Annotated in this window: 21 protein-coding genes; 11 read left to right on the forward strand and 10 right to left on the reverse strand. The window is 38.9% G+C overall.

Annotated elements, in window-relative coordinates; genetic code table 11:
- The first annotated feature begins 5 nt into the window (after positions 1-5).
- The 8 genes from benE (at position 6) to mdh (ending at position 8917) form a co-directional block, all read left to right on the forward strand.
- Positions 6-1226, forward strand: coding sequence for a benzoate/H(+) symporter BenE (gene benE / locus F959_RS09780; protein ID WP_004879669.1), 1221 nt, complete (start codon positions 6-8; stop codon positions 1224-1226).
- A 30-nt stretch (positions 1227-1256) separates the two neighbouring features.
- Positions 1257-1940 carry a 3-oxoacid CoA-transferase subunit A gene (locus tag F959_RS09785; RefSeq protein WP_004879670.1) on the forward strand — a complete coding sequence of 228 codons (684 nt, stop codon included), beginning with the start codon at positions 1257-1259 and terminating at the stop codon, positions 1938-1940.
- A 10-nt stretch (positions 1941-1950) separates the two neighbouring features.
- The gene (locus F959_RS09790) at positions 1951-2604 is read left to right on the forward strand and encodes a 3-oxoacid CoA-transferase subunit B (RefSeq protein WP_004879672.1); all 654 of its coding nucleotides are present in this window, start codon (positions 1951-1953) and stop codon (positions 2602-2604) included.
- A gap of 114 nt (positions 2605-2718) precedes the next feature.
- Complete coding sequence (gene pcaF / locus F959_RS09795; RefSeq protein ID WP_004879675.1) at positions 2719-3933, forward strand: 3-oxoadipyl-CoA thiolase; 1215 nt, start codon at positions 2719-2721, stop codon at positions 3931-3933.
- 10 nt (positions 3934-3943) lie between these two features.
- Positions 3944-4717, forward strand: a complete 774-nt coding sequence (gene pcaD, locus F959_RS09800; RefSeq protein WP_004879677.1) for a 3-oxoadipate enol-lactonase — start codon at positions 3944-3946, stop codon at positions 4715-4717.
- A gap of 181 nt (positions 4718-4898) precedes the next feature.
- On the forward strand, positions 4899-6263 hold the full coding sequence (locus F959_RS09805; protein ID WP_004879679.1) for an aromatic acid/H+ symport family MFS transporter: 1365 nt from the start codon (positions 4899-4901) through the stop codon (positions 6261-6263).
- A gap of 102 nt (positions 6264-6365) precedes the next feature.
- Positions 6366-7568: an OprD family outer membrane porin gene (locus tag F959_RS09810; RefSeq protein WP_227499174.1), complete on the forward strand. Its 1203-nt coding sequence runs from the start codon at positions 6366-6368 to the stop codon at positions 7566-7568.
- 176 nt (positions 7569-7744) lie between these two features.
- A complete protein-coding gene (gene mdh / locus F959_RS09815; protein ID WP_004879683.1) occupies positions 7745-8917 on the forward strand; it encodes an iron-dependent methanol dehydrogenase in 1173 nt (390 codons plus the stop codon).
- A gap of 211 nt (positions 8918-9128) precedes the next feature.
- On the opposite strand, the gene F959_RS09820 is transcribed toward mdh, so the two are convergent.
- The gene (locus F959_RS09820) at positions 9129-10310 is read right to left on the reverse strand and encodes a hypothetical protein (protein WP_004879685.1); all 1182 of its coding nucleotides are present in this window, start codon (positions 10308-10310) and stop codon (positions 9129-9131) included.
- A gap of 139 nt (positions 10311-10449) precedes the next feature.
- Between F959_RS09820 and exaC the strand changes: the two genes are divergently transcribed.
- Both exaC and F959_RS09830 read left to right on the forward strand, forming a co-directional pair.
- The gene (exaC, locus tag F959_RS09825) at positions 10450-11961 is read left to right on the forward strand and encodes an acetaldehyde dehydrogenase ExaC (protein ID WP_004879686.1); all 1512 of its coding nucleotides are present in this window, start codon (positions 10450-10452) and stop codon (positions 11959-11961) included.
- 301 nt (positions 11962-12262) lie between these two features.
- On the forward strand, positions 12263-13708 hold the full coding sequence (locus F959_RS09830) for a hypothetical protein (protein ID WP_004879688.1): 1446 nt from the start codon (positions 12263-12265) through the stop codon (positions 13706-13708).
- 56 nt (positions 13709-13764) lie between these two features.
- On the opposite strand, the gene hchA is transcribed toward F959_RS09830, so the two are convergent.
- From hchA to F959_RS09875, 9 genes are all read right to left on the reverse strand, one after another.
- A complete protein-coding gene (hchA, locus tag F959_RS09835; RefSeq protein ID WP_004879690.1) occupies positions 13765-14637 on the reverse strand; it encodes a glyoxalase III HchA in 873 nt (290 codons plus the stop codon).
- A gap of 112 nt (positions 14638-14749) precedes the next feature.
- Positions 14750-15754 carry an NAD(P)H-quinone oxidoreductase gene (locus F959_RS09840; RefSeq protein ID WP_004879693.1) on the reverse strand — a complete coding sequence of 335 codons (1005 nt, stop codon included), beginning with the start codon at positions 15752-15754 and terminating at the stop codon, positions 14750-14752.
- A gap of 7 nt (positions 15755-15761) precedes the next feature.
- On the reverse strand, positions 15762-16637 hold the full coding sequence (locus tag F959_RS09845; protein WP_004879696.1) for an AraC family transcriptional regulator: 876 nt from the start codon (positions 16635-16637) through the stop codon (positions 15762-15764).
- A gap of 133 nt (positions 16638-16770) precedes the next feature.
- Positions 16771-17463 carry a GntR family transcriptional regulator gene (locus tag F959_RS16655; protein WP_004879699.1) on the reverse strand — a complete coding sequence of 231 codons (693 nt, stop codon included), beginning with the start codon at positions 17461-17463 and terminating at the stop codon, positions 16771-16773.
- A 6-nt stretch (positions 17464-17469) separates the two neighbouring features.
- Positions 17470-21075 (reverse strand): urea carboxylase, encoded by a 3606-nt coding sequence (gene uca / locus F959_RS09855; protein ID WP_004879700.1) that lies wholly within the window; start codon positions 21073-21075, stop codon positions 17470-17472.
- 17 nt (positions 21076-21092) lie between these two features.
- Positions 21093-22922, reverse strand: a complete 1830-nt coding sequence (gene atzF, locus F959_RS09860; RefSeq protein ID WP_004879702.1) for an allophanate hydrolase — start codon at positions 22920-22922, stop codon at positions 21093-21095.
- Between the two features lie 248 nt (positions 22923-23170).
- Positions 23171-23527, reverse strand: coding sequence for a winged helix-turn-helix domain-containing protein (locus tag F959_RS09865; RefSeq protein WP_004879704.1), 357 nt, complete (start codon positions 23525-23527; stop codon positions 23171-23173).
- Between the two features lie 59 nt (positions 23528-23586).
- Positions 23587-24696 (reverse strand): S-(hydroxymethyl)glutathione dehydrogenase/class III alcohol dehydrogenase, encoded by a 1110-nt coding sequence (locus F959_RS09870; RefSeq protein ID WP_026094101.1) that lies wholly within the window; start codon positions 24694-24696, stop codon positions 23587-23589.
- Positions 24697-24716: 20 nt separating this feature from the next.
- Entirely contained in the window at positions 24717-24992 is a 276-nt protein-coding gene (locus F959_RS09875; protein ID WP_007483111.1) for a metal/formaldehyde-sensitive transcriptional repressor, read from the reverse strand.
- Between the two features lie 298 nt (positions 24993-25290).
- On the opposite strand from F959_RS09875, the gene F959_RS09880 reads away from it, so the two are divergent.
- Positions 25291-26799 (forward strand): phospholipase D family protein, encoded by a 1509-nt coding sequence (locus F959_RS09880; protein ID WP_029424853.1) that lies wholly within the window; start codon positions 25291-25293, stop codon positions 26797-26799.
- Position 26800 lies beyond the last annotated feature (1 nt).

The following is a 26800-nucleotide window of genomic DNA, read 5'->3' on the forward strand; positions in this document are numbered from 1 at the left end:
GCAATATGATGACCCTGTTAAAAACACTGAAAGATGATTGGTCAATATCGGCAACAGTTGCTGGATTTCTAGCAGTTTTGATTTCATATTCTGGTCCATTAATCATTTTTTTTCAGGCTGCGCAGAAAGCCAATGTCTCGACTTCTATGATGATTTCATGGATTTGGGGAATTTCAATAGGTGCTGCTGTTGCTGGAATCTATCTTTCAATTCGATATAGAACGCCAGTTATTACAGCATGGTCGGCTCCGGGGACTGCTCTACTTGTCGCGTTATTTCCTCACATTACTTTGAATGAAGTTGTTGCGGCTTATATAACCTCCGCAATCGTGATTTTCATCGTTGGTGCAACAGGCTATTTCGATAAATTATTAAAGTGGATTCCTCAAGGAATCGCAGCTGGCATGATGGCAGGTATCCTATTTCAGTTTGGTTTAGGATTATTTGTTGCGACAGATACCATGCCTTTGATCGTATTTAGTATGTTGATTTGCTATTTATTAGCAAAACGATACTCGCCGCGTTACACCATGCTTTGGGTATTGTTATGTGGTGTTTCACTCAGTTTATTTTTGGGAAAAATGAATCCCGTAGCAATGCATTTTAGTTTTGCTGCTCCACAGCTCATTCTGCCTGAATGGACTTGGCACTCTACATTTAACTTGGCTTTACCTTTAATCATTGTGAGTCTTACAGGGCAATTTTTACCGGGTATGGCCATTATGAAATTAAGTGGTTATGACACCCCTGCTAAACCAATTATCACAGCATCAAGTATTGCCTCACTCGCAGTCGCTTGTATGGGTGGCATCACAATTGTTTTAGCAGCAATTACCGCTGCTTTATGTATGGGCAAAGATGCCCATGAACTAAAAGAAAAACGCTATATCGCAGGTGTCGCTAACGGTATTTTTTATATTTTAGGTGGCTTATTTGCAGGCAGTATTGTCATGTTATTTAGTTTGCTTCCTAAAGAACTGATCGCGGCTTTGGCTGGCCTTGCATTGCTTGGTGCAATTGGTACAAATGTCATGATCGCCATGAAAGATGACCAACAGCGCGACGCTGCATTAATTACTTTTTTAGCAACGGTTTCAGGTATGCATTTTCTCGGACTGAGTTCGGTTTTCTGGGGAATTTGCATCGGTGTAATTGCCCAACTTCTCCTGAATAAACCAGAAAAAATAACCTCTCCTGCTCAGCCGTCCTCATCCCAAACAGGATGAGTAGACCAAATTTTTTAGGATGGAATTATTATGATTGATAAATCCCAAACTTCACTCGTTGAAGCACTCTCCCAAATCCAAGATGGCTCAACCATCATGATAGGAGGTTTTGGAACAGCAGGACAACCCGCTGAACTTATCGATGGTCTGATTGAACTGGGCATAAAAGACCTTGTGATTGTCAATAACAATGCTGGTAATGGCGACTATGGCCTTGCCAAACTGCTAAAAGCAGGTGCTGTTCGTAAAATTATTTGTTCTTTCCCACGCCAGTCGGATTCATGGGTATTTGATGAACTGTACCGTGCAGGCAAGATTGAATTAGAACTTGTCCCACAAGGCAATCTCGCTTGCCGTATCCAAGCTGCTGGTATGGGTTTAGGTGCCGTATTCACCCCAACGGGTTTTGGTACGTTATTGGCGGAAGGTAAAGAAACCCGTCATATCGATGGCAAAGACTATGTACTGGAATATCCAATTAAAGCCGACTTTGCTTTGATCAAAGCTTATCAAGGCGATCGTTGGGGCAATCTGGTTTTCAATAAATCTGCACGTAACTTCGGCCCAATTATGGCGATGGCTGCTGATGTCACCATTGCTCAAGTCTCTGAAGTGGTAGAACTCGGTCAGCTTGATCCTGAGCACATCATTACCCCAGGCATCTTTGTCCAACATGTAGTTGCCGTTGAAGCAACTTCACCTGTATCAGCATAAGGAGAACAACATGAGCTATCAAAAACTCAACCGTGATCAGATTGCTGAACGTGTTGCACAAGATATTCCAGATGGGGCTTATGTCAATTTAGGCATTGGTTTACCGACCAAGATTTCAAAATACTTACCTGCCGATAAAGATGTGTTTCTGCATTCTGAAAATGGTTTGTTGGCCTTTGGCCCCCCGCCAGCCAAAGGTGAAGAAGATCCTGAACTGATTAATGCAGGTAAAGAATACGTCACTATGCTGACAGGTGGATGCTTTTTCCATCATGGTGATTCGTTTGCCATGATGCGCGGTGGACATTTGGATATTGCAGTACTCGGTGCATTCCAAGTTGCAGCCAACGGTGATCTTGCCAATTGGCATACAGGTGCAGCCGATGCCATTCCTGCTGTAGGTGGTGCAATGGATTTAGCCGTTGGTGCAAAGAAAGTTTTTATCACGACTGATCATGTTACCAAACAAGGTGAACCCAAGATTGTTGAAGAACTCACTTACCCAGCAACAGGATTGAAATGTGTTGATCGTATTTATACCGATCTGTGTGTAATTGATGTGACCACAGACGGTTTAAAGGTAATTGAAAAAGTGGATGGTCTGAGCTTTGAGGAATTGCAAGCTTTGACAGGTGCTCAATTGATTGATGCGACTCAAATTTAAGGATTGAAATCTCCTTACATCCCACTTTGTTAAGGGATACCTCACCAAAACAATAGAGCGAGGTCTCCCTCCTTTTTAAAGGAGGGATTAAGGGAAGATTAAAGGGAAAAACACATGAAAAACGCTTATATCATTGATGCGATTCGCACCCCATTCGGACGTTATGCAGGTGGTCTTGCACCAGTCCGTGCAGATGACCTTGGTGCGATACCAATCCAAGCCCTAATACAACGAAATCCAACGGTGGATTGGCAACAAGTAGATGACGTGATTTACGGCTGTGCCAATCAGGCGGGTGAAGACAACCGTAATGTGGGACGGATGTCAGCTCTACTCGCAGGTTTACCTTATCAAGTGCCTGCTACTACAGTGAACCGTTTATGTGGTTCATCACTGGATGCGATTGCCATGGCTGCGCGTGCGATCAAAGCCAATGAAGCAAACCTGATCATTGCTGGTGGTGTGGAAAGCATGAGCCGTGCCCCATACGTGATGGGTAAATCAGAGAGCTCATTTGGACGTAGTCAAAAGATTGAAGACACCACCATGGGATGGCGTTTTATCAATCCAAAACTGAAAGAAATGTATGGTGTAGACACCATGCCACAAACGGCTGAAAACGTGGCAGAACAATTCAATGTCAATCGTGCCGATCAAGACCAGTTTGCCTTGGTGAGCCAACAACGTACTGCAGCAGCGCAAGCCAAAGGCTTTTTTAAACAAGAGATCGTGCCCGTCACTATTCCTCAGCGTAAGGGCGATGCGATTGTGGTAGATACCGATGAACACCCACGCGCATCAACCACGATTGAAGCTTTAACTAAACTCAAAGGTGTGGTGAAAGCAGACGGAACCGTTACAGCAGGTAATGCATCAGGGATTAATGATGGTGCAGCAGCACTCTTGATCGCCTCAGATGAAGCGGTTGCTAAATATCAACTGAAACCACGCGCCAAAATTATTGCCGCAACTACGGTGGGTATTGAACCACGCATTATGGGATTTGCGCCTGCACCTGCAATTAAGAAATTACTGCAACAGACCAATCTGACACTAGAGCAGATGGATGTGATTGAGTTAAACGAAGCCTTTGCAGCTCAGGCATTAGCGGTAACTCGTGATTTAGGTTTAGCGGATGATGATGCACGAATCAATCCAAATGGTGGTGCGATTGCTTTAGGTCATCCTTTGGGAGCGTCAGGCGCACGCTTAGTCACCACCGCATTGAACCAGCTTGAGCAGATTCAAGGACAGTACGCATTGTGTTCGATGTGTATTGGTGTAGGGCAAGGCATTGCGCTCATTATTCAACGTGTTGAACAAGTTTAAGGAGCATTTTATGCCTATTTTTCAATCTCAAGATGCTCAAATCAATTATCAAACTTTTGGTGATCCAAACTCCCCTGCACTTGTATTTTCAAACTCGTTGGGCACAAATTATGGGATGTGGCAAAAGCAGTTTAATTATTTTAAAGAACGCTTTTTTGTAATCTGCTATGACACACGAGGCCATGGTTCTTCTACAGCACCACAAGAATCTTACACATTAGAGCAGCTTGGAAAAGATGTGATTGCTTTGTTAGATCATCTGAATATTTCTAAAGCAGCCTTTTGTGGTATTTCAATGGGTGGAATCACAGGACAATGGCTGGCGATTCATTATCCAACACGGTTTAGCCATGTAATCGTTGCCAATACCGCTGCTAAAATTGGTCAGGAACAAGCATGGCTTGATCGAGCACAGCTTGTTCGTGAACAAGGTTTACAACCTATTGCGGCCACAGCAGCCTCAAGATGGTTTACCGATCCCTTTATCCAAAGTCACTCAGTAATCGTAAGTAACCTATGTAACGACTTAAGTGCTGGCAGCGCGTCAGGTTATGCAAATTGTTGTGAGGCTTTGGCTAAAGCGGATGTTCGCACAGAACTAAAAAAAATCTCTATTCCTATGCTAATTATTGCAGGGACTCAAGATCCTGTAACAACCGTAGCTGACGGAGAGTTTATGCAACAGCAAATTCCAAATGCACTATTAGCAGAAATTAATGCATCGCATATTTCAAATATTGAACTGCCAGATGATTTTAATCAGTTAATAGATAAATTTATTTAATATACCATTTGATATAAAAGCAGGGTTTAAATACTCTGCTTTTTGTCGTTTTTAATTTAAATAGAATAAATATTAATACTTTAATGACATAAAGATATATCAATTAAGTTTTTGACTCGGCGCACATAACAAAATAATTTAATTACAAAATAACAGATACTTCACAAATTGGAGGTGAAGGATGAATATGTCAAATGTCAATATTAATGAGATTATTGATAATGCTAAATTTAACCCATTCCATTGGAAGGTTTTAATATGGTGTTTATTAATTATTATCTTCGATGGTTATGATTTAGTTATTTATGGTGTTGCTCTGCCATTATTAATGCAGCAATGGTCTTTAACTGCTGTGCAAGCAGGCTTATTAGCAAGCGCCGCGCTGTTTGGAATGATGTTTGGTGCAATGATTTTCGGCACGATTTCAGATCGTTTAGGCCGAAAGAAAACTATTATGATTTGTGTTGCATTATTCAGTGGCTTCACATTTATTGGTGCATTTGCTGATAATCCTGTCGAATTCGCTATTTTGCGTTTTCTAGCAGGTCTAGGCATTGGCGGTGTTATGCCAAATGTCGTCGCACTCATGACTGAATACGCACCAAAAAAGATTCGTAGCACCTTAGTTGCAATTATGTTTAGTGGATATGCAATCGGTGGTATGACTTCAGCATTATTGGGTGCTTGGTTAGTTAAAGACATGGGTTGGCAGATCATGTTTATTCTTGCAGGTATTCCATTACTGCTCTTGCCTGTTATCTGGAAATTCCTACCTGAATCATTAGCATTTCTAATCAAGTCGGAACATAACGATCAAGCAAAGCAGATCGTCTCGAAACTTGCGCCCAATGCTGAAATCAACCAAGAAACTCAACTTGTATTTAATGAAAATATTCACACAGATGCACCTGTACGTGCGTTATTTCAACAAGGTCGAGCATTCAGCACATTTATGTTTTGGATCGCATTTTTTATGTGTCTGCTTATGGTTTATGCGCTGGGTAGCTGGTTACCAAAATTAATGCTGCAAGCGGGTTATTCGCTAGGTGCAAGTATGCTGTTCTTATTTGCCTTAAATATCGGTGGAATGGTTGGTGCGATTGGCGGTGGCGCTTTGGCAGATAAATTCCATTTGAAACCTGTGATTACCGCTATGTTTATCATCGGTGCAGCTTCATTGATTTTATTAGGTTTCAACAGCCCTCAATTCATTCTCTACAGCTTAATTGCACTCGCTGGCGCAGCAACGATTGGTTCTCAAATCTTACTTTATACTTTCGTCGCACAGTTTTATCCAACCACTGTCCGTTCAACAGGTATGGGCTGGGCATCAGGAATTGGTCGTATCGGCGCAATTATTGGGCCAGTCTTAACAGGTGCATTACTTACCTTTGAATTACCACATCAAATGAACTTCTTAGCAATTGCGATTCCCGGTGTAATTGCTGCATTAGCAATCTTCTTAGTGAATCTTAAAGCTTCTGTCAACGCGACTGAATCAACAAAGAACAGCCTTCAACCTCAAACTTCACTTAGCCAACAGTAAAACTTGTTGCGCCTAGGATTGGCGCAACTTAACTTTTAAATGGATGATGAAAGAATGCCTATCTTTAAATTAAATCGTATTGCTATAGCCACATTTTCCCTGATGGTGAGCTGCACAAGTATGTCTGCATTTGCAGATGATACAGCTAAAGACGAATGGAAATTTACCTTAAAAAATGCCTATATCAACCGTAATTTTGAAAATGAAAATTTAAAAGATACAGGGAGTTGGTCTCAAGCAGCATCATTATTTTATAATTCAAGAATGGTAGACACTCCGCTTACTATTACTGATAAGCCGTTAAAGATCGGTGTGGATGCATCCGTTCAATATGCGGTGCGTCTAAGTTCGGATAAGCATGTCGCAGATACCGTCCTTCCCTTCGATAGAGAAACTCAGTCTCAAGCACCAGATTATTTAAAGCATGGAGCAACATTAAAACTTGGTTATGATAAAACGTTATTAAGTGTGGGTGAACTTTGGCTAGATCTACCTGTTACGGCTGTAGATGCAAGTCGTCAGTTGCTTACTTCCTACTGGGGAACGAACTTAAAATCTCAGCTTACTGATCAACTCTATGCAGAAATTGGTCGTGTAGAAAAAGTTTCACCACGGAATGCTGAAGATTTTCAGAAATTCTCTTTTACCTCAAATGGAAAAACTGAATATTCAGATGGTTTAAACTACATTGATTTACGCTATCAGGTTATGCCTTCTTTAAAAGCTGAATACTATTTTGGCAATATGCAAGATTTGTATAATAAACATTATCTTGGTTTAGATCATAGTTTTAATACAGAAAATTTTACTCTTGGCTCAAAATTTAAATATTTTAATGCGAAAGAAGATGGCAATAACTTCAATATTGATGCACAAAATATAGGTTTATTAGAAACACTAAAAGTAAACAATCATACTTTTGGATTAGGTTATCAACAAATTATTGGTGAATCTGCATATCCTCTACCAGATGGTTTTTTACCTGAAACTTATTTTATTAACTGGAATGCAACTGGTTTCTTTAAAAAGGATGAAAAATCATATCATTTTATCTATGGATATAATTTTAAAGATTATATTCCGGGCTTTAATGCAGCAGTCAAATATGTATATGGAGATAGCTTCAAAACAGCCGATGGTAAAGAAAATAATGAAAGTGAATCTAACATTATTTTAAATTATGCTTTTCAACAACCCTTTCTTAAAGGTTTAGCACTACAATATATTCGTATTGATTACAATGTAGAGCATGGTAATGATTTTGGTGAAGACCGTCTATTTGTGAACTATACAAAGCGGTTCTAATCTCAGAAAAATGTTTAATTATGGGTGCTAAGGCACCCATATCCTTATGATTAAAAACAAAATTTCTTTGGTAGGTTTTTGGTAGGTAGGAAATTTTTTAAAGCACTCCATACTAAGTCCAAGGTGCTAGACCACCTGTATAACAAATTATGGAATATGGAAGAAGGAATCACTCCATGGCTTTTAAAAATATTGCAGATCAAACAAACGGTTTTTATATCCCTTGCGTTTCACTTTTTGGCCCCGGCTGTGCTAAAGAAATTGGCATAAAAGCGCAAAATCTTGGTGCAAAGAAAGCACTGATCGTCACAGACGAAGGTCTATTCAAATTTGGCGTAGCAGATACGATTTCAGCATATTTAAAAGATGCTGGTGTAGATAGCCATGTTTTCCCAGGTGCTGAACCCAACCCAACTGATATTAATGTTCATAACGGTGTTAAAGCCTATAACGACAATGGATGTGATTTTATCGTTTCATTAGGTGGCGGTTCATCACACGATTGTGCGAAAGGGATTGGTCTTGTAACTGCTGGCGGCGGACATATTCGTGACTATGAAGGTATCGACAAAAGTACTGTTCCGATGACCCCACTGATTGCTGTAAACACAACTGCTGGAACTGCATCAGAAATGACGCGTTTCTGTATTATTACCAATACTGATACTCACGTAAAAATGGCAATTGTAGATTGGCGTTGTACGCCTTTGATCGCCATCGATGATCCAAAGCTTATGGTTGCAAAACCAGCTGGTTTAACCGCTGCAACAGGTATGGATGCATTGACACATGCTGTTGAAGCTTATGTATCAACAGCCGCAAACCCAATTACCGATGCATGCGCTGAAAAAGCAATTACGATGATCAGTCAATGGTTACGTCCTGCTGTCGCCAATGGTGAGAATATCGAAGCTCGTGATGCAATGAGCTATGCACAATATCTTGCTGGTATGGCATTCAACAATGCGTCATTGGGTTATGTTCATGCGATGGCACATCAATTAGGTGGCTTCTACAATCTTCCACATGGTGTATGTAATGCCGTTCTATTACCTCATGTATGTGAATTTAACTTAATCGCTTGCCAAGATCGTTACGCTAAAATTGCTGAGTTAATGGGTGTTAATGTTGAAGGTTTCACTGAAACTGAAGCTGCTTTTGCCGCGATTGATGCTATCCGTGAATTATCTTCATCAATTGGAATTCCATCTGGTTTAACCGAGTTAGGTGTTAAGACTGAAGATCTTGCAATCATGTCTGAAAATGCTCAGAAAGATGCATGTATGTTGACTAACCCTCGTAAAGCAACACATGCTCAAGTGGTAGAAATTTTCAAAGCTGCGTTATAACAGTTCCTCTCAAAAGTAAGCCAAAACTCCGAGAAATTGGCTTACTTTTTTGTGGGAATATTAAAAAGGTTATATTCCCACTTTTTTTATTTATAAAAATTATGATCTTAAGAATTGTTTTTTCAAAATTTAGTAACTAATCAACTTCATCAGATTTCAGATTTCATTTCAAGTAATCAGCTTTTACATATCAAATTTTCACGAACTGATTCTAGTAAATATCTTTAAATTTATTCAGAGATAAATGGGCTGGATGATCTTCTGGCAATAGTTCCATCAAACGTTCTACAGCATCAATTGCTTCTGGGAAATGTGCAACATGCTTCAGTAAAAGATCAGTTTCTTTGGTCTTAAAAATTGCATCACTTAAACGAGACTCCAAACAATCTCGCCATGCGCATAAAAATGGGCTTTCAGTTTTTGAAAGGAAAACACCTTTATACAATTGCAAAGCTGATGCCACATAGCCTGAGTCCAGTGCTTGTTCTGCCGATAAAAAATCTGCTTCAACATCTGCCAATAATCGATATGGTCGAGAACCTAACATTCCCCCTAAAATATCTCTTAATTGCGACATTTCAGCTTTTAAAGTACCAATACTCACCTTGCGTTCGCCATATAAAGCTTGATGAAGATTCTCAAGATTCAATCCATTTGGACATAATGCAAGGATGACCAAAATCTCGACTTGACGTGGGGTTAAAACTAACGATTTTTGATTAAAAATAATTTGTGGCGTAGCAAACGCACGAATATATAAACGTTGACGTTGTTGCTCAATCAAAGCCGTTTGAATAATTGATGCACAACGCTCAGCGGCTAACATGCCCAAAGTGTTATGCTTTTTCCAAGTCGTAGATAAATCAACCACACCAAGCACTTGTTTGGAATATGGATCAATGATTGGCGCTGCATAACATACCCAATCATGCACAGATTCCATATAATGCTCATTGGAAAATACACAGCTAGATTGTTGTGTTTTCAGTGACAATGCCAATGCATTTGTCCCTACAACATCTTCAGCCCATTGTCCGCCAGCAATGAAATGAACTTTTTCAGCTGCGCTTTGCATTTGTGAACTCGAAGCTGTCCAAATAATCGTACTACCAACATCACCAACCGCAATCACCATTGAAGATTGATCAGCAATATGGCTCAGTTCATTTGAGCAACTTTCTAAAGCCATATCTAAACTGGTTTTATTTTTACTATTTTGGCTCAACAAAGGTGCGGCTAAACGCTCTTTAGGAATAGCAGACGAAGCTGATCTCTGCCATGAGCTAGCAATACTTTGTCCAAGTTTTTCAGCATTTTGCGGCGATAAACTATTTTGTCGTTTTAGCTGATCTACTGACTTACGTTGTTGTAGCAGGTCTTGTTTTGTAAACATTTGTGTATCCCTCACTCATGACCCTGATTTCCAACCTTTCTCCAACCTTCTCATTTATATCCTAATGAAATAGCGTACAAAAGTACCTTATACCAAAGCTGTAGATATTTAAGATCAATTATAAGCAAAGGAATCTAATATGCGTTACATCGATCCTAATCAAGCTGGCTCTAAAGTCCAGTTTAAAGCTCAATATGAAAACTTTATTGGCGGTCAATGGGTAGCTCCTGTAAGAGGAGAATACTTCGATAATGTTTCACCTGTCGATGGCAAAGTGTTTACAAAAATCCCGCGTTCTTCAGTTGAAGACATTGAACTTGCTCTCGATGCGGCACATAAAGCGAAAGCTGAATGGAATAAAAGCTCTCCAACTACACGTTCAAATATTTTATTAAAAATTGCTGATCGTATGGAACAAAACTTGGAATTTCTTGCTGTCGCAGAAACTTGGGACAACGGTAAACCAGTTCGTGAAACTTTGGCAGCTGATATTCCACTGGCAATCGATCACTTCCGTTATTTTGCAGGATGTATTCGTGCACAAGAAGGCGGAATCTCTGAAATTGATGAAGATACAATTGCATACCATTTCCATGAGCCTTTAGGTGTGGTGGGGCAAATCATTCCTTGGAACTTCCCTATCCTCATGGCGGCATGGAAACTTGCACCTGCACTAGCAGCAGGCAACTGTGTGGTATTAAAACCTGCTGAACAAACTCCTGTTGGTATTTTATTAGTACTTGAACTGATCCAAGACATTCTACCTGCTGGTGTACTTAACGTAGTCAATGGTTTTGGTGCAGAAGTTGGCCGCCCACTAGCAACAAACCCACGTATTGCAAAAATTGCCTTTACTGGTTCAACACAAGTTGGCCAATTAATTATGCAGTATGCAACTGAAAATATTATCCCTGTTACATTAGAGCTTGGTGGTAAGTCTCCAAACTTATTCTTTGAAGATGTGATGGATCAAGACGATGACTATCTTGATAAAGCACTTGAAGGTTTTGCAATGTTTGCCTTAAACCAAGGTGAAGTATGTACTTGTCCTTCTCGTGCACTTGTTCAAGAAAGTATCGCAGATAAGTTTTTAGAAAAAGCCATCGAACGTGTTAAACGTATTAAATTAGGCCATCCTTTAGATACTGAAACTATGATTGGTGCTCAAGCATCTTTAGAGCAACAAGAGAAAATCTTGCGTTGTATCAGCACTGGTCGTGAAGAAGGTGCAGAAGTTCTCACGGGTGGTAGTGCTCGTCAAGAAGTAGGTGAAGGTTTTTATATTGAACCAACTGTCTTTAAAGGCCACAACAGCATGCAAATTTTCCAAGAGGAAATTTTCGGACCAGTACTTTCAGTAACAACATTTAAAGACTTTGACGAAGCGATCAAAATCGCAAATGAAACCATTTATGGTTTAGGTGCAGGTGTCTGGTCACGTTCAGCACATATTTCATATCGTGCAGGCCGTGCAATTGAAGCTGGTCGTGTTTGGACTAACTGCTATCACATTTATCCAGCACATGCAGCTTTTGGTGGATACAAAAAGTCAGGTATTGGTCGTGAAAACCATCGTATGATGTTAGATCATTATCAACAAACTAAAAATCTTTTAGTAAGTTATTCAACTAAACCAGCAGGTTTTTTCTAATACCTACCATAAATTTATTATTAAAAAAGGTCAGTTAAAATGAACTGGCCTTTTTATATAGTGAAAATGGCCCACTGTATTTAGAGTAATAATCTTTTTAATATTATTAACTTAATAGTTCTACATCTCTACAAACATGCTTTTTTTATTTCATTCGAAAAATTATTTCCCCCATTAATCCGAAATGTATCAAATGGTATATTTTTGTTGACATGTATAATAATTAGTCTATTTTAGATAAATAACATCACGTCAAATAATTAAATTTTTAGCTAATGGATAGCAATATAGGGAAATTATAATGTATTTACCAAGGATTCCTTCGAAATCAGCTTTTTTTTTACTTTTATTAAATTCAACATTAGTCCAAGCTAACTCATTACAAATCATGGATGACGCACAATTATCAAATGTTACTGGTCAATCGTTATTAACTCTTTCTTATATTTCGCCAAATGACTCTAATAATTTAGAAGCAAAAAGATTAAATGGTAATCAAAATATTGGTTTTTATAAACTAGGTATGGAAGCTGATATTGACTTAAATGCAAATATTAGAAGATTGCAACTAGGTTGTGGGGGCGTTAATGGTATTGGTTGTGATATTGACATTGATTATTTGAGCTTAAGTGGTGTAGCGGAAACAAGTACTGAGCGTGCGAGTTCTAGTGCAAAAATAACAAACCCTTTCATTGAATTTGCAATAAGAAACCCAAATACTTCATCTACTCGGGAAGTTGTTGGGTTAAGACTAAGTGCAGAAAAAGTATTAGGTTTATTAACACTAGGAACACAGAACTCTGCTCAAGCAAATGGAATAAATTCATTTTCAGGATATATGAAAGTTCAATCTGGAATTGGAACAACAGCAGAAGAACAAAGTAAAGTCAAAGGTTATGCGAATACTGCTGCTCAATATATGGATCTATCAAAATATCAAATTGATGGAAACTTAGTTGCTTTGGGTCTTGCAAATGCAGGTTTTAGAACCAATGGAGGTGGTTTTAATATACCTGAAATGAATAATTTACCTTTTGAAACTCAGCAAATTGTTGTTGTAGGAAATAGACAAAAAGCTGTCAGTTTATCTGCCTCTGTAGATATACCTACTATTTATTTAGGCTCAGGAAGTAATTATCCCTCAGGAGGTAGAACGACCTCAAACTCAAATGGGACGACAACAGGTGTTTATACAGCAGGTAACCCAGTAAATGCTTATATTACAAGCTGTGAAAATACCACCATTCTACCTACATGTATTATTGCTCCGAATGGTCGGGAATTTTCCAATATTAGTATGACTGGTACAGTTGGTGGCGCTACAGCTACTGTAAACCTTCAAGAGTCACTTGGTTTTATTCATAGATTAGAAATTAACTCTGCTGCGTCATTGAGCTTACAAGCAATCAATATTCTTTGGCCTGGTTCAGCTGCAGATAATATTACTCAACCTGGATGGTGGCTTGCATTTCAAGATCCTGTAAATATTGGTAGAGTTGAGCCAACAAATAGACTAAGCATTGAACCTCTTTTAGGACAGTTTGCAGCTAGGGCATCAACTTATTTACAACAAAATCCAGCAACTACTAATGATTTATTAGGTGTGTTGACTGGTACTGGCCTCGATGTAAACTTAGGGAATGTTGATTTATCTACAGCCCCACCATTACAAATGAATTTAGTAGACCTACAATTAAATGGGCAAAATTTTGCTCCAAACTGTTACGGAAATCTAAATTTTTGTTAATCTCTAAAATAGTAAAAGCCCAACACTAAGTTGAGCTTTTTACTATGTAGTATTCATTAAAGATTTGGATCAGCCAATAACGTTGTTGCAGCAAGCTTACCTAAATTATTGGACGCTAGCGGACTATCTCCCGTTAAAAGCTTTCGATCTTTATGTACCTGACCTGTAATCCCTTTATTCAAAATCTCGACGCCTAACTTTTCAAGGTTTTCACCAACTAACCAAGGAAGCTGTCCTGGCATATAACCAATATCAATGTTTGCCCCTTTATCTAAAGCATCAGGGAATACACAAACCTGATAATCTTTGAAGATAAAATCCTCTGGTGCTTCACCTAGAGCAGCGGCGAGTAAAGATGCAGGACCATGACACAAAGTAATCACATATTTATCATGATCCATTGCCCACTTTAATAACGCTTTTACTTCTGTGCTATGTGGTATTTTTGCCAGTACACCATGACCTCCGGGGATAAATACGCCTGCATATGGCGAATCAACACTTAATGCATTTTCTAAAATATCAGCAAGTTTAAGCGGTGCTTTTAATTGCTTTTCATACTTTTTATAAGTATCCAAAACAACTTGCTCTTCATTTGGCATTGCCCACATTTCTAGTTTTACAGGATTTCCAGAAAGTGTAGCAATATCAAATTCAAAACCTGCGTTATCTAGATGAAACATTGGCAATAACATTTCTACAGGATGATTTCCTGTTGAAAAGAATTTCTCATTTTGCATCAAGATATAACGTTCATCCGTTGCAATCATTAAGATTTTTTTATCGCCTTTATATGGGGTAGGATAAGTTGTGCCGTCATAATCTGTTTTGGCTGAAGTATATTGACTGAGTGAATATGGAGATGGAAAAAAAGCATTATCTTCAGCAAGATCTGGAGTTGGATTACGATCATCTAAATTTGTAGTCATTTTGAGATTCCTCATCATATGTTTTGTTTAATAAACACATACTGCTTAAAGGCTTCGCCATGCTCAAGTTTTGAATATAAACAGGCATGGAATGAACATAATTAGGCATAAACTAAGATTTAAGTTCTAATACCACTTTACCAATATGCTGGCTGCTCTCAAGGCACTGATGTGCATGAGCAACGTCTTCAAAAGCAAATGTTTTATAAATAATTGGTTTACATTGCCCTGCTTCGATTAATGGCCAAACAAATTGCTCAAGCTCTCGAGTAATTTTTGCTTTTTCATCATTTGTTCTGGCTCGCATGGTCGATCCTGTCACGACAGCTCGTTTCAACATTAACTCTTGAATATCAAAACCATCTACTTTTCGACCGCCCATAAAGCCAATAATGACCAATCGACCATCACGTTTTAACAATCGCAAGTTCTGATTGAAATAGGCTGCTCCAATGATATCGAGAATGACATCAACCCCTTTTCCATCAGTTAATGCTAAAACTTCCTTTTCAAAATCTTGGGTTTTGTAATTGATAACATTTGACATGGAGGCCAGTTTTTCGACTTTATCGTCATGTCCAACTGTAGAATAAGATTGAATACCCATCGCATGGCATAGACTAATTGCTGTTGAGCCAATTCCACTTGCTCCACCATGAATAAGCACTGTTTCATTCTTTTTTAAATGACCAATCTGAAATAAATTTGCCCAAACTGTAAAATAAGTTTCTGGAATAGCGGCTGCTTCTACAAAACTTAAATTTTTGGGCATTGTTAAGGTTTGATTAGCGGGTACTGCACAATATTCTGCATAACCACCGCCATTGGTAAGTGCACAGACTTTGTCACCGACTTTAAATTTTTCTACTTTCGAACCAACTTCGACAATAACACCTGCAACTTCTAAACCGGGAATTAAAGTTACGCCTTTAGGCATTGGGTAAAGTCCTTGCCGCTGTAAAATATCTGGTCGATTTATACCCGTTGCATAAACTTCAATTAATACTTCATCTTCTTTAATCTCAGGTTTCTCACCCTGTACAACTTTTAGAACTTCAGGACCGCCTGCTTCAGTAATTTCGATATATTTCATTTGTTCTCTACTATTCTGATTCATGATTTACTCATTCCTTATCTATATTTACTTCAGCCTGATTAGGAGGAAAACCAAACTGCTTTTTAAACTCTCGACTAAATTGAGAAGAACTTTGATAACCAACAGCATAAGCCGCTTGGGCAACACTTTGGTCCGCGTTTTGCAACAATTGTTTTGCCTTATGCAACCGAACAACTTTTAAATATTGTAATGGTGAATGTTGAGTAACTTGTTTAAATGCTTTGTGAAAGGCAGATGTACTCATATTTGCTTGTTCAGCAAGCATTTCAACTGTCAATTTTTCAGTAAAATGATGTTGAATATATTCACAAATCTTATAAATAGGCCTTAGATTTCCCTGTACAACAAGCCCCTTTAAAGCATCTGCCCCAGAGTGTTGAATAACTCGGTATAACAGCTCACGCTTAATTTGATCTCCGAGAATTAATATGTCTTGTTCAGAAGTTAAGGTGTTTAATAGTCTCAAAAGCACAGATGAAATTGTTTCATCGTATTGAATGACACTCATCCCAGTTGTGAGTGGGGTAAATTGATAATTCTCAAAATAAGTTTTGGCAAGCAATTCATTCACGGTATCGGCATCTAACTTCATGCTAACAGCAATCATCGGCTGTTCTGAACTTGCAATCGTGTCACAATCAAATGGCATTGAAACAGATACGATTAAGCATTCACCTTGTCCAAATGAATAAGTTTCTTTTGCTATATATCCGCGCTTTTTACCTTGTAAAACGAAAACAAGCGTTGGTTCTTGCAATACCGAAATTGGAGGTGTGTTGTGATCTACGCGCATCAGCGTAATACCATCAATCGCTGTGGCAAAGAAACCTTCTTTACGGACCAGTTTAAGGAATAAAGAAATAAGCTGTTGTTGATTCATCATAGGTAATCTGATGATTTGGAATTTGATTTTTATTATTAAATAGTAAAACAATGGAAACTGTTAGTTTTATGCAGAATTAGGCATAAAACTAACAGTTTCCATGATAATAAATCTTTTTTAATATTCGAAAAGTTTAATAAAACTGACTCGAATCTAACATCTGCAAGGTAATTTTTTTCACTTCATCACGACTTTGCATGATGTGCGCTTCAATTGCATTGATCGCTTCATCAACTTTTCGATTAAAGATAAAACCTAAAATTTTTTGATGCTCTTGATAAGTTGCCTCAACACGATAATCTTTGGAAAAATCTAAGCGACGAATGATACGAATGCGTTCACTCAAGTCTCGATGAATCCGTGCCATTTCATTATTTCCAGAAGCACGAACTAAAGCACAATGAAAATCTTCATCTTGCTGAGAAAGTTGCTTGATATCTTTCAAATATTGGCTTGGTTCAACCATCCAAAAATCTTTTAAAACAGACAGTTCAACCGAGTTTTGATGATCGATATAACAAAGTTTTCGAATGGCATCTTTTTCTAACACAATCCGCACATCATAAAGCTCTTCGTAATAACGAAAATTCAGCGGTCGGATTTGCCAACCGCTGCGAAAACTCACATCAACATAGCCTTCTTGTTGCAAACGATACAATGCTTGTCGGATTGGGGTGCGACTCACATCGTAGGCTTTTGCAACTTCAGACTCAGTAAAGCGTTCACCGGGCATCAATTTGAAATCGAAGATATCATTCTTGATGCGTTGGTAAACCAGCTCAGACAAACTGTCTGAGCCTTTAGTTGTTATTTTTGTCTCTTTCATTGGCACCTATTCCATATACACCAACGGTTCACCGCTGTGAACAGTTTGCCCTGCGCGACAAATAATTGCCTTCACTATGCCATCTTCCTCAGCATACACAGGGAGTTCCATTTTCATTGCTTCAATAATAGCAACAGTTTCACCTTTTTTAACCTCTTGCCCACTTTCTACAAAAATTTTCCAGATATTGCCTGTCATAGAAGCATTAAGTGAAGAAAGATGGCTATAGTCCACGTCATTTGGAAGCTCTATTTGCTCCTCGGCTTGAGTAGAAAACTCTTCTTTCCAACGACTGACTTCTGTTGTAAATGCGTGTTGTTGCTTCTCTTTAAATGCCGCAATACTCTCTGCTTCATTTTCCAAGAATTTTACATAATCGGCATAATCAAACTCAGTCTCCTCAATTTTGATTTCAGCACGACCATTTTCAAAGTCTGCACGCCATTGATTCAACTCATCCTCAGTGACTGGGAAATATTTAATTTGGTCAAAGAATTTTAAAAACCATTGTTTGTCACCAAACTGTTTATTTTTCTTAAACTTATTCCAAATTGGCAAAGTACGTCCCACCAATTGATAACCACCCGGTGAGTCCATACCGTAAATACACATGTACATCCCACCAATACCTACAGTGCCTTCAGCCGTAAAAGTACGCGCAGGATTGTATTTTGAGCTCAATAAACGATGGCGTGGATCGATTGGTACAGCACATGGTGCAGTTAAATACACATCGCCTAAACCCAAAATTAAATAATTGGCATCAAAGATAATATCTTTGACTTCATCACGATGTGCTAAACCATTAATGCGTTGGATGAAATCGACGTTATTTGGCAACCAAGGCGCTTTGGCACATACGCTTTCTTGATAACGTTCAACAGCACCCAATGTCGCACTATCTTCAAATGCCATAGGTAAATGTACGATACGAGATGGAATTTTAAGGTTACTCAAATCACCCATTTCTGCTTCAAGCTGAAGAAGTTTGCTAATTAAATCTGCTTGTGGAATCACGAGACCATCATATTTGATTTGTAGTGAACGCACACCCGGAGACAGTTCCAATACCCCTGCAATATCTGCATCACGAATCATTTGAATCAATTGATGTACCCGTAAACGCAATGCTAAATCTAGAACATTTTCACCATATTCAAGCAAGATATAACTATCACCTGCTTGGCGATACACGGTTTTCGGAGAAACGTCTGTTTCATCACGTTGCGCTAAAATGGTTGTACTGACATTTTCAGTGGGTTCAATAATTTCAGCAGCATTTTCAGCATTTGCAAAGTTTTCAATATTGGCTTTTTGTTTAAGCTCAAGCGCATTTGCTTGCTCAACTGACATCGGATAAAAACGAATTTTATCATCTGCTTTGAGCTGTCCAACTTTCCACAGTTCTGCTTTAGCAATAGTGACTGGGCAAACGAAACCACCTAAGCTTGGACCATCTTTTGCCAAAATGACTGGAAAATCCCCAGTAAAGTTGATCGCACCAATGGCATATTCACAGTCATGCACATTGGATGGATGTAGACCTGCCTCACCGCCATTTTCCCGAGCCCAGCTTGGTGTAGGGCCAGAAAGACGGACACCTAAACGGTTTGAGTTAAAATGTACTGTCCATTCAGATGCAAAAAATTCTTCTATATATTCAGGTTTAAAGAAATCAGGTGCGCCGTGCGGTCCATATAAAACACCGATTTCCCATTCATTGCCATATTCAGGAATTAAATCAGTCGATAATGCTTGCGGTGTATCAATTGCAACAGGTAGCTCAACACTAGCGAATGCAGGATCAACTAACTTGATCATGTCACCTACTCGTAACGTACGTCCTGCATGACCACCAAAATTACCCAGTGCAAATGTTGAACGACTACCTAAATACAATGGAACATCTAAACCATCACGTACAGCTAAGTAGGTACGACAACCAGATTCAACTTGTCCAATTTTTAAAGTTTGGCCTGCTTTAACTGTAATGGGTTGCCAAAAATCAATTTCAGTTTCATCCAGCAATACCTTACAGCTTGCGCCCGTGAGTGCAATCGTTGTATTTGCGTGAAACTTTAAAGTTGGCCCGACAAGTGTAAATTCAAAACCTGCGGCTTTTGCATCATTACCTACAATTCGATTGGCAAGCTGAAATGCATAATCATCCATTGGCCCTGATGGCGGCACGCCAATATCCCAATATCCTGTACGACCCGGATAATCTTGGATCGAACTCAAAGTACCTGCTTGTACGACTTCAATCACATTCGGTGCATAGTTAAAATCATCGAGCATCCGTGTCCAGATTTGCATACTTTCAAAACGCTCATCCGACACAATGGCACGTGCATAATCTAAGTTGGTACTGATGCCATTTAAGCGAGTTTCAGCCAATACTGTTTTTAACTTTTCAATTGCAGCTGCACGATCATCTGCATGGACAATAATTTTGGCGATCATCGGATCAAAATATTGCGATATTTCTGTTCCTGTTTTCACCCATGTATCAACACGAATATCTTCAGGGAATGCAACTTCGGTCAAAACACCCGGACTTGGCTGGAAGTTTTTCGCTGGATCTTCAGCATAAACACGAACTTCGATTGCAGCACCTTTGGGTTGGATATGACTTAAGGTCGCCCAATCCAATTCATCGCCAGCAGCAACTTTAAGCATGCATTCGATTAAATCTAAGCCTGTCACCATTTCAGTCACAGGGTGTTCAACTTGTAAACGTGTATTTACTTCCAGAAAATAGAATTCATCACGTTTGGCATCATAAATGAACTCAACTGTACCCGCGCTGCGGTAGTTTACAGATTGTCCGAGTTCCACCGCCGCCTGATGCAATTTTTTGCGGGTGGCTTCTGGTAGATTTGCAGCAGGTGTTTCTTCGACTATTTTTTGGTTACGTCGTTGCAATGAACAATCACGCTCACCAAATGCAACCACTTGACCCTGACCATCACCGAAAATTTGGACTTCGACATGACGCGCTTTATCAATAAAGCATTCAATAAATACGCCCGCATCTTTAAAGAATTGCTCGCCTAAGCGTTTTACACTTTCATAGGCATCAGTTAATGCTTGTGGTGTATCACAACGTGTTAAACCAATACCACCACCACCAGCAGTACTTTTTAACATGATCGGATAACCAATTCGATCAGCCGCAGCCAAAGCCTCTTGCAAACTATCCAGCAATCCTGTTCCTGGTGTCATCGGCACATTTGCAGCGGCCGCCAACTCACGCGCACGATGCTTTAACCCAAACTCTAAAATTTGCTCCGCCGTTGGCCCCATAAAAGCAATATTATTTTCTTCACATGCGCGTGAAAAATCAGCGCTTTCAGATAAGAAACCATAGCCGGGAAAAATTGCTTCTGCGCCTGTTTGTTTCGCAGCGTGTATCAGCTTTTCAATACACAAATAGGTATCAGCGGGTTTCAAACCCTCTAAAGGAACAGCAATATCAGCATCTTCAACATGCTGCGCATAACGATCACTGTCTGAATATACAGCAACACTGGTAATGCCTAATTTTTTAAGTGTTCGAATTGCTCTCACAGCAATTTCACCACGGTTTGCAATAAGTACTGTTTTAAACATGATGATTCCCCAAAAAATTAAAGTGTTGTATTTGCTGTTTGGCTATTGCGGTGCTGGATGTAAGCTCTCCAACCACCAAAGTGACTAATATTCTCCGCATCACCTAAGCCATAAGGCTCACAGATAAAGCCTTTCACCCAACGACCATCTTCTAGTTCGACATTTCCCATGCCTAAAGGTGTTGGAATTTCTGCTACAAATTCGCCAAAACGCGCTGTTGGCACATCCCACAATTCAACGATAATGCTTTGACCATCTTCTTGACGTGCTAAGCCCGGTTTAGGCGGAATCGTTCCATTGAGTGCGTAAAGCGCATAATTCTTAGAGGTTTTTGTGGTTTCCACATGAACTGCATCACGCGTGGTGAGTTGGAAATTCAGTGGCATACCTGTGAGGTGTGCTCCTACTACGGCAACGCGAATATGATGTGGAGAAATAACAGTCGAGCTATTTGACGGTACACTTTTGTCCAAAGCACCTAATTTCAGCGCTAAATAGTTTTGCCAAGCTTTACCAAAATGCGCGAGCGCAGCATCGTGCCAAGCAGGTGCAATCAAGGTAATGCCAAAGGGTAAATGATCTGCTCTAAAGCCCGCGGGTAAAGCCAATGCGCTTAAGTCAGCAAGATTGGTAAAGTTGGTATACGTTCCAAAATGTGCGTTGTACTCGATCGGATGCTGCTGAACTTGTTCAATGGTATAAATCGTCGGTGTTGTTGGTACGATTAAGGCATCAAATTCAGCTAATTTTTCTTGAATTTTTCGTGCCAGATCTTGTTTTAAATATTCAGCATTGTATGCATCGATCGCCGTATATTTTTCACCTTGTTGAATGATTTCTAAAACAGTTGGATCAAAATCATTAGCATTGGTTTTGAGTAAGGCTTCAACGGCTGCTGTGCGTTCCGCGACCCATGAGCCTTGATAAAGTTGAGCAGCAAGTTTTTCAAAATCTGAGAAATCAATGCTTGTGATTTCAGCATTCAGTGATTCAAGCAGTTGAATTGTTTTTTGAAATGCAGTTTCTGCTTGAATATCACCAAAAAAGTTAAGTTGTGCTGGCACAGCAAATTTCATTTTGCTCGAAAAGCGTGCTGGAACATTTTTAGGATGTTTTCTTGAATAGCTATCGAGTGCATCGTATGCCTCAACAACATTGGCGACAAGCTCAGCATCGCTCACAGTCAATGCGAAGATCGAAATACAATCTAGTGTTTTACATGCTGGCAATAAACCACGATTAGAAAAACGGCCTTTGGTTGGTTTCAATCCAACAATGTTGTTAAATCCCGCTGGAACACGACCAGAGCCAGCCGTATCAGTTCCTAAAGCAAAAGGAACAAAGCCTCGTGCAACAACACTTGCTGAACCTGAACTTGAACCACCGCTCACATATTCAGATTTAAAGGTATTTGGCACTGCCCCAAATGGAGAACGTGTTCCAACAAGCCCTGTTGCAAATTGATCGAGGTTGGTTTTACCAATCACAATCGCACCTGCTTGTTTGAGCAAACGAACTGTCTCAGCATCTTGGTCTGCAATTTGAGTCAAAGCTTTACATGCTGCTGTCGTCACAAAGCCTGTAACATCAATATTGTCTTTAACTGCAAACGGGACGCCATACAATGGAAATTGTTTTTGTAGGTTCTCTGTATTTTTGGTTAAAGCATTCAGTGCTTGGATTTGTTGTTCAATTAAATCTGTACTCGCTACTGAAATCCACGCACAATCTTGTTGTGGATCAATTGCCGTCACTAATTCTTTCAAGTTATCTAACTGGATTTCTTTTTTTAAATAAGCTGTTTGCCATTCAGAAACTGTCCAGCCTAAAGTTTTTATCTCACGCACTTTATGAATCCTATCTTGTATACAAGTTTGAATTAATAAAGCAGAAAGTATGCCAATCTTATTTTTGTTATAAAAAATAATAATTTATCGTTATTTCATAATTTTCATCAAAAATTTTTGCTTTGCGATGATACGAAAAAGAGCTTCTATAAATTGTACTTGCTCCATAATTCAGCAATTTAAAAAGACATAAGCAAACTGGCTTCTAAACTGTGCATTATTATTTTTATAAATCTTCAATATCTGAATTATTCTTTTCGTTTTAATAAACCTGACAATTCATCAAAATCCTGTTGGATCGCTTGCGCAGCTTGATTCTCCATTATTCTAAATTTTTTTAAGATCGTTTGACCGAATTCAGTTACGACTGCACCACCACCATGCGTTCCGCCCGTTTGAGTCTCAACGAGTGCTGAGTCGAAACATTGGTTCATGGTATCTACAAGCTGCCATGCGCGTCGATAACTCATGTTCATCGACTTTGCTGCTTGAGAAATAGAACCTGTGCGTTGAATTGCTTCTAATAACTCAGCCTTACCTGGACCAAATGCAATCTCATCATTAGACAATATTCGGACATGTAGTTTTAAACGAGGTTTTGACATTGATTTAAATCCAAAGAATAGATGACACATTGCGCATCATCTATTCTAAATAATACGATTTAGAAATGAATAACTGTACGAATCGATTTACCTTCGTGCATTAAGTCAAATGCTTCATTGATATTTTCCAATGGCATAGTATGCGTTACGAATGGTTCAAGTTGAATTTCACCCTTCATTGCATCTTCAACCATTTTTGGCAATTGTGTACGCCCTTTAACGCCACCAAATGCTGTACCCATCCATTTACGACCAGTCACTAACTGGAATGGACGTGTTGATATTTCTTGGCCAGCACCAGCAACACCGATAATCACAGATTGCCCCCAACCACGATGTGCACATTCTAAAGCTGAACGCATAACGTTGGTATTTCCGATACATTCAAATGAATGATCCACGCCCCAACCTGTCATTTCAACAATCACTTGTTGGATTGGTTGATCATAATCTTTTGGATTTAAGCAATCTGTTGCGCCAAATTGTTTTGCAAGTTCAAACTTTTCAGGGTTGGTGTCAACCACAATAATTCGTCCCGCTTTGGCTTGACGAGCACCTTGCACAACTGCAAGACCGATACCGCCTAAACCAAATACAGCAACACTATCACCCTCTTGTACTTTAGCTGTGTTGTGTACGGCACCAATACCTGTCGTTACACCACAGCCCAACAAACACACTTGTTCGTGATTGGCTTCTGGATTGATTTTGGCCAAAGATACTTCAGCAACAACCGTATATTCACTAAAAGTAGAACAGCCCATGTAGTGATAGATCGGTTGACCATTATAAGAAAAGCGAGTTGTACCATCAGGCATCACACCTTTACCCTGAGTTGCACGTACAGCAACACAAAGGTTAGTTTTACCTGATTTACAGAATAAACATTCTTTACACTCTGCCGTATATAGTGGAATCACATGGTCACCAACAGCAACACTGGTTACACCTTCACCGACCTGCACAACGACACCTGCACCTTCATGTCCCAATACAGCTGGAAAAACACCTTCTGGATCATCACCAGATAAAGTAAAAGCATCCGTATGGCATACACCAGTATGACTAATCTTAATGAGGACTTCACCTGCTTTAGGTGGTTCAACATCAAGTTCTACGATTTGTAATGGTTCACCAGCGGCAAAAGCAACGGCTGCACGAGATTTAATCACGATGACACTCCTGAATTTTACTTTAAATAAGATTTAAGGATTTTACTGACCTGAGTTAGCTCTTGACTGCGTTGTAACTCTGAAGATTCACCGACAACCAATGTATCTTTTAAATGAATTTCGAGAAGTTCAGTCATCAAACCATTTAATGCTCCACGAACTGCACAGATTTGCTGCAAAATATCAGCACATTCTGTGTCATTTTCCAAAGCTCGCTCAACACTTTGAACTTGACCTTGAATTCGTTTTACACGTGTGAGAATCTTTTTTTTATCCTCTATCTGTTTAGGCATAATGTCGACCACATTAAATCCAAAAATATACTATACACCAGTATAGTACTTTGCCTCAATATTTATTGATTTATATACTTTAATATTCTAGTTATTTAACTGTAAAAACCTTATTTAGTTAGTTGAATTAAAACTATAAGTCATTGATTAAATTACCAATTACATTTAACCCTTGGAAACAAAAAGCGTTTAGATATATAACAAAATCAATCACATGCAAATTGCTATTGGATTCATACGCTTGATAAATAAAATGATAAACAATTCATACCATTTTAAGATTACAACGCTTGTTATCATATTAGGAATAAGTGGCTGTTCATTGCCTCCCAATCAAATCCATGATCGGAGTAAATCCTTGCAAACAAAAACAAAATGGATGAATGATCCTCAAGCCGATCTTAATATTGAAAACGGTTTAACTGCTTTTTTAGCATTAGATGATGCCTTTTTAAGTATTGCCTCGCGTATTCATCTCATTCGAAATGCAAAACATCATCTCGATTTACAATATTACATTTGGAATGACGATGCCATTGGTAACATGATGCTGCATGAATTGCTTAATGCAGCTGATCGAGGCGTTAAAGTTAGATTGTTAATCGATGATCAGAATGGCATTAAACTCGATAAAACCTTGAAAGCCCTTTCACAACATCCAAATTTTGAAATTCGAATTTTCAATCCATATAAATTTAGACATTTACGTTTTATTGACTATGTTTTTAGACTAAATCGTATCAATCATCGTATGCACAATAAATTAACGATTGCCGATGCTTCTATTGCAGTAACTGGTGGTCGTAACATTAGTAGTGAATATTTTGAAGCAAGTGATCAGTTTCAGTTTAGTGATATGGACATTCTCTTCTACGGCAAAGCCGTAGATCGTGCTGAACAAGTGTTTGAAGAATTTTGGAATGATCCTCTCAGTTATTCAACAGAACAACTTTTGGGTGATGGTAAACCACAACAATTAGAAAGTTTGAAACTAACCTATCAAGCTTTGAATGAAGTGAATACACCTACAGAAGAAAAGTTAGAAGCTGCTCAAGATTATTTAAAAATTCGTCTGCAGAATTACCCTATTCAATGGGCAAAGGCACATTTTGTAGCAGATCATCCCAATAAAGCCTTGGGAAAAGCAAAAGATCAGGAATTATTGTATTCCCAAGTTTTAAAAATCATGGGCAAACCCGCACAGCATATGGAGCTTGTCTCTGCTTATTTCGTTCCAACGCAACGTGGTACCCAATATCTCAGTGAGCTTTCTCAAAATGGCATCAAAGTAAGAGTTTTAACCAATAGTTTGGTGGCAAATGATGTTGCTGTTGTGCATTCTTTTTATAGTAAATACCGTAAACCATTATTAAAAAATGGTATACAACTCTATGAATTTAAGCCAAATATTGAACGCAATAAACGGACATGGTACGAAATCGCTACTGGTAGCGTAATTCCTAAAAAAGGCAAAAACCGTTCCAGCTTACACGCCAAGTTTTTTGATGTTGATGGTAAAGTTTTTATCGGCTCATTTAATTTTGACCCTCGTTCTGCTCATTTAAATACTGAAGTTGGCTTAGTGGTTGAGTCAGATCATTTACAAGATCAAATTACAGCTTTGCTGGATCAACATTTATTACAAGTCGCTTACCAACTTAAACTTGATGGAAATGGCAATATTGTTTGGTATGAACATAAATCAAATGGTGAATTGATAAAACATGATCATGATCCTGAAAGCACGAAATTTCAGCGTTTTACCATGCATTTTGTCTCTTATTTTCCAGTGGAATGGATGATGTAAA

Origin of the sequence: Acinetobacter venetianus RAG-1 = CIP 110063, assembly GCF_000368585.1 — a bacterium.
Taxonomy (GTDB): domain Bacteria; phylum Pseudomonadota; class Gammaproteobacteria; order Pseudomonadales; family Moraxellaceae; genus Acinetobacter; species Acinetobacter venetianus.

Bases quoted from the DNA above. Each gene is read 5' to 3' on its own strand.
- F959_RS09865 (WP_004879704.1), bottom strand. From the start codon at position 23,527: ATGTCAAAACCTCGTTTAAAACTACATGTCCGAATATTGTCTAATGAT.
- pcaD (WP_004879677.1), top strand. From the start codon at position 3,944: ATGCCTATTTTTCAATCTCAAGATGCTCAAATCAATTATCAAACTTTT.
- F959_RS09805 (WP_004879679.1), top strand. From the start codon at position 4,899: ATGAATATGTCAAATGTCAATATTAATGAGATTATTGATAATGCTAAA.
- F959_RS09845 (WP_004879696.1), bottom strand. From the start codon at position 16,637: ATGATGAATCAACAACAGCTTATTTCTTTATTCCTTAAACTGGTCCGT.
- F959_RS09830 (WP_004879688.1), top strand. From the start codon at position 12,263: ATGTATTTACCAAGGATTCCTTCGAAATCAGCTTTTTTTTTACTTTTA.
- exaC (WP_004879686.1), top strand. From the start codon at position 10,450: ATGCGTTACATCGATCCTAATCAAGCTGGCTCTAAAGTCCAGTTTAAA.
- F959_RS09810 (WP_227499174.1), top strand. From the start codon at position 6,366: ATGGTGAGCTGCACAAGTATGTCTGCATTTGCAGATGATACAGCTAAA.
- F959_RS16655 (WP_004879699.1), bottom strand. From the start codon at position 17,463: ATGAAAGAGACAAAAATAACAACTAAAGGCTCAGACAGTTTGTCTGAG.
- F959_RS09840 (WP_004879693.1), bottom strand. From the start codon at position 15,754: ATGAATCAGAATAGTAGAGAACAAATGAAATATATCGAAATTACTGAA.
- F959_RS09790 (WP_004879672.1), top strand. From the start codon at position 1,951: ATGAGCTATCAAAAACTCAACCGTGATCAGATTGCTGAACGTGTTGCA.
- pcaF (WP_004879675.1), top strand. From the start codon at position 2,719: ATGAAAAACGCTTATATCATTGATGCGATTCGCACCCCATTCGGACGT.
- uca (WP_004879700.1), bottom strand. From the start codon at position 21,075: ATGTTTAAAACAGTACTTATTGCAAACCGTGGTGAAATTGCTGTGAGA.
- mdh (WP_004879683.1), top strand. From the start codon at position 7,745: ATGGCTTTTAAAAATATTGCAGATCAAACAAACGGTTTTTATATCCCT.
- benE (WP_004879669.1), top strand. From the start codon at position 6: ATGATGACCCTGTTAAAAACACTGAAAGATGATTGGTCAATATCGGCA.
- F959_RS09875 (WP_007483111.1), bottom strand. From the start codon at position 24,992: ATGCCTAAACAGATAGAGGATAAAAAAAAGATTCTCACACGTGTAAAA.
- hchA (WP_004879690.1), bottom strand. From the start codon at position 14,637: ATGACTACAAATTTAGATGATCGTAATCCAACTCCAGATCTTGCTGAA.
- F959_RS09785 (WP_004879670.1), top strand. From the start codon at position 1,257: ATGATTGATAAATCCCAAACTTCACTCGTTGAAGCACTCTCCCAAATC.
- F959_RS09820 (WP_004879685.1), bottom strand. From the start codon at position 10,310: ATGTTTACAAAACAAGACCTGCTACAACAACGTAAGTCAGTAGATCAG.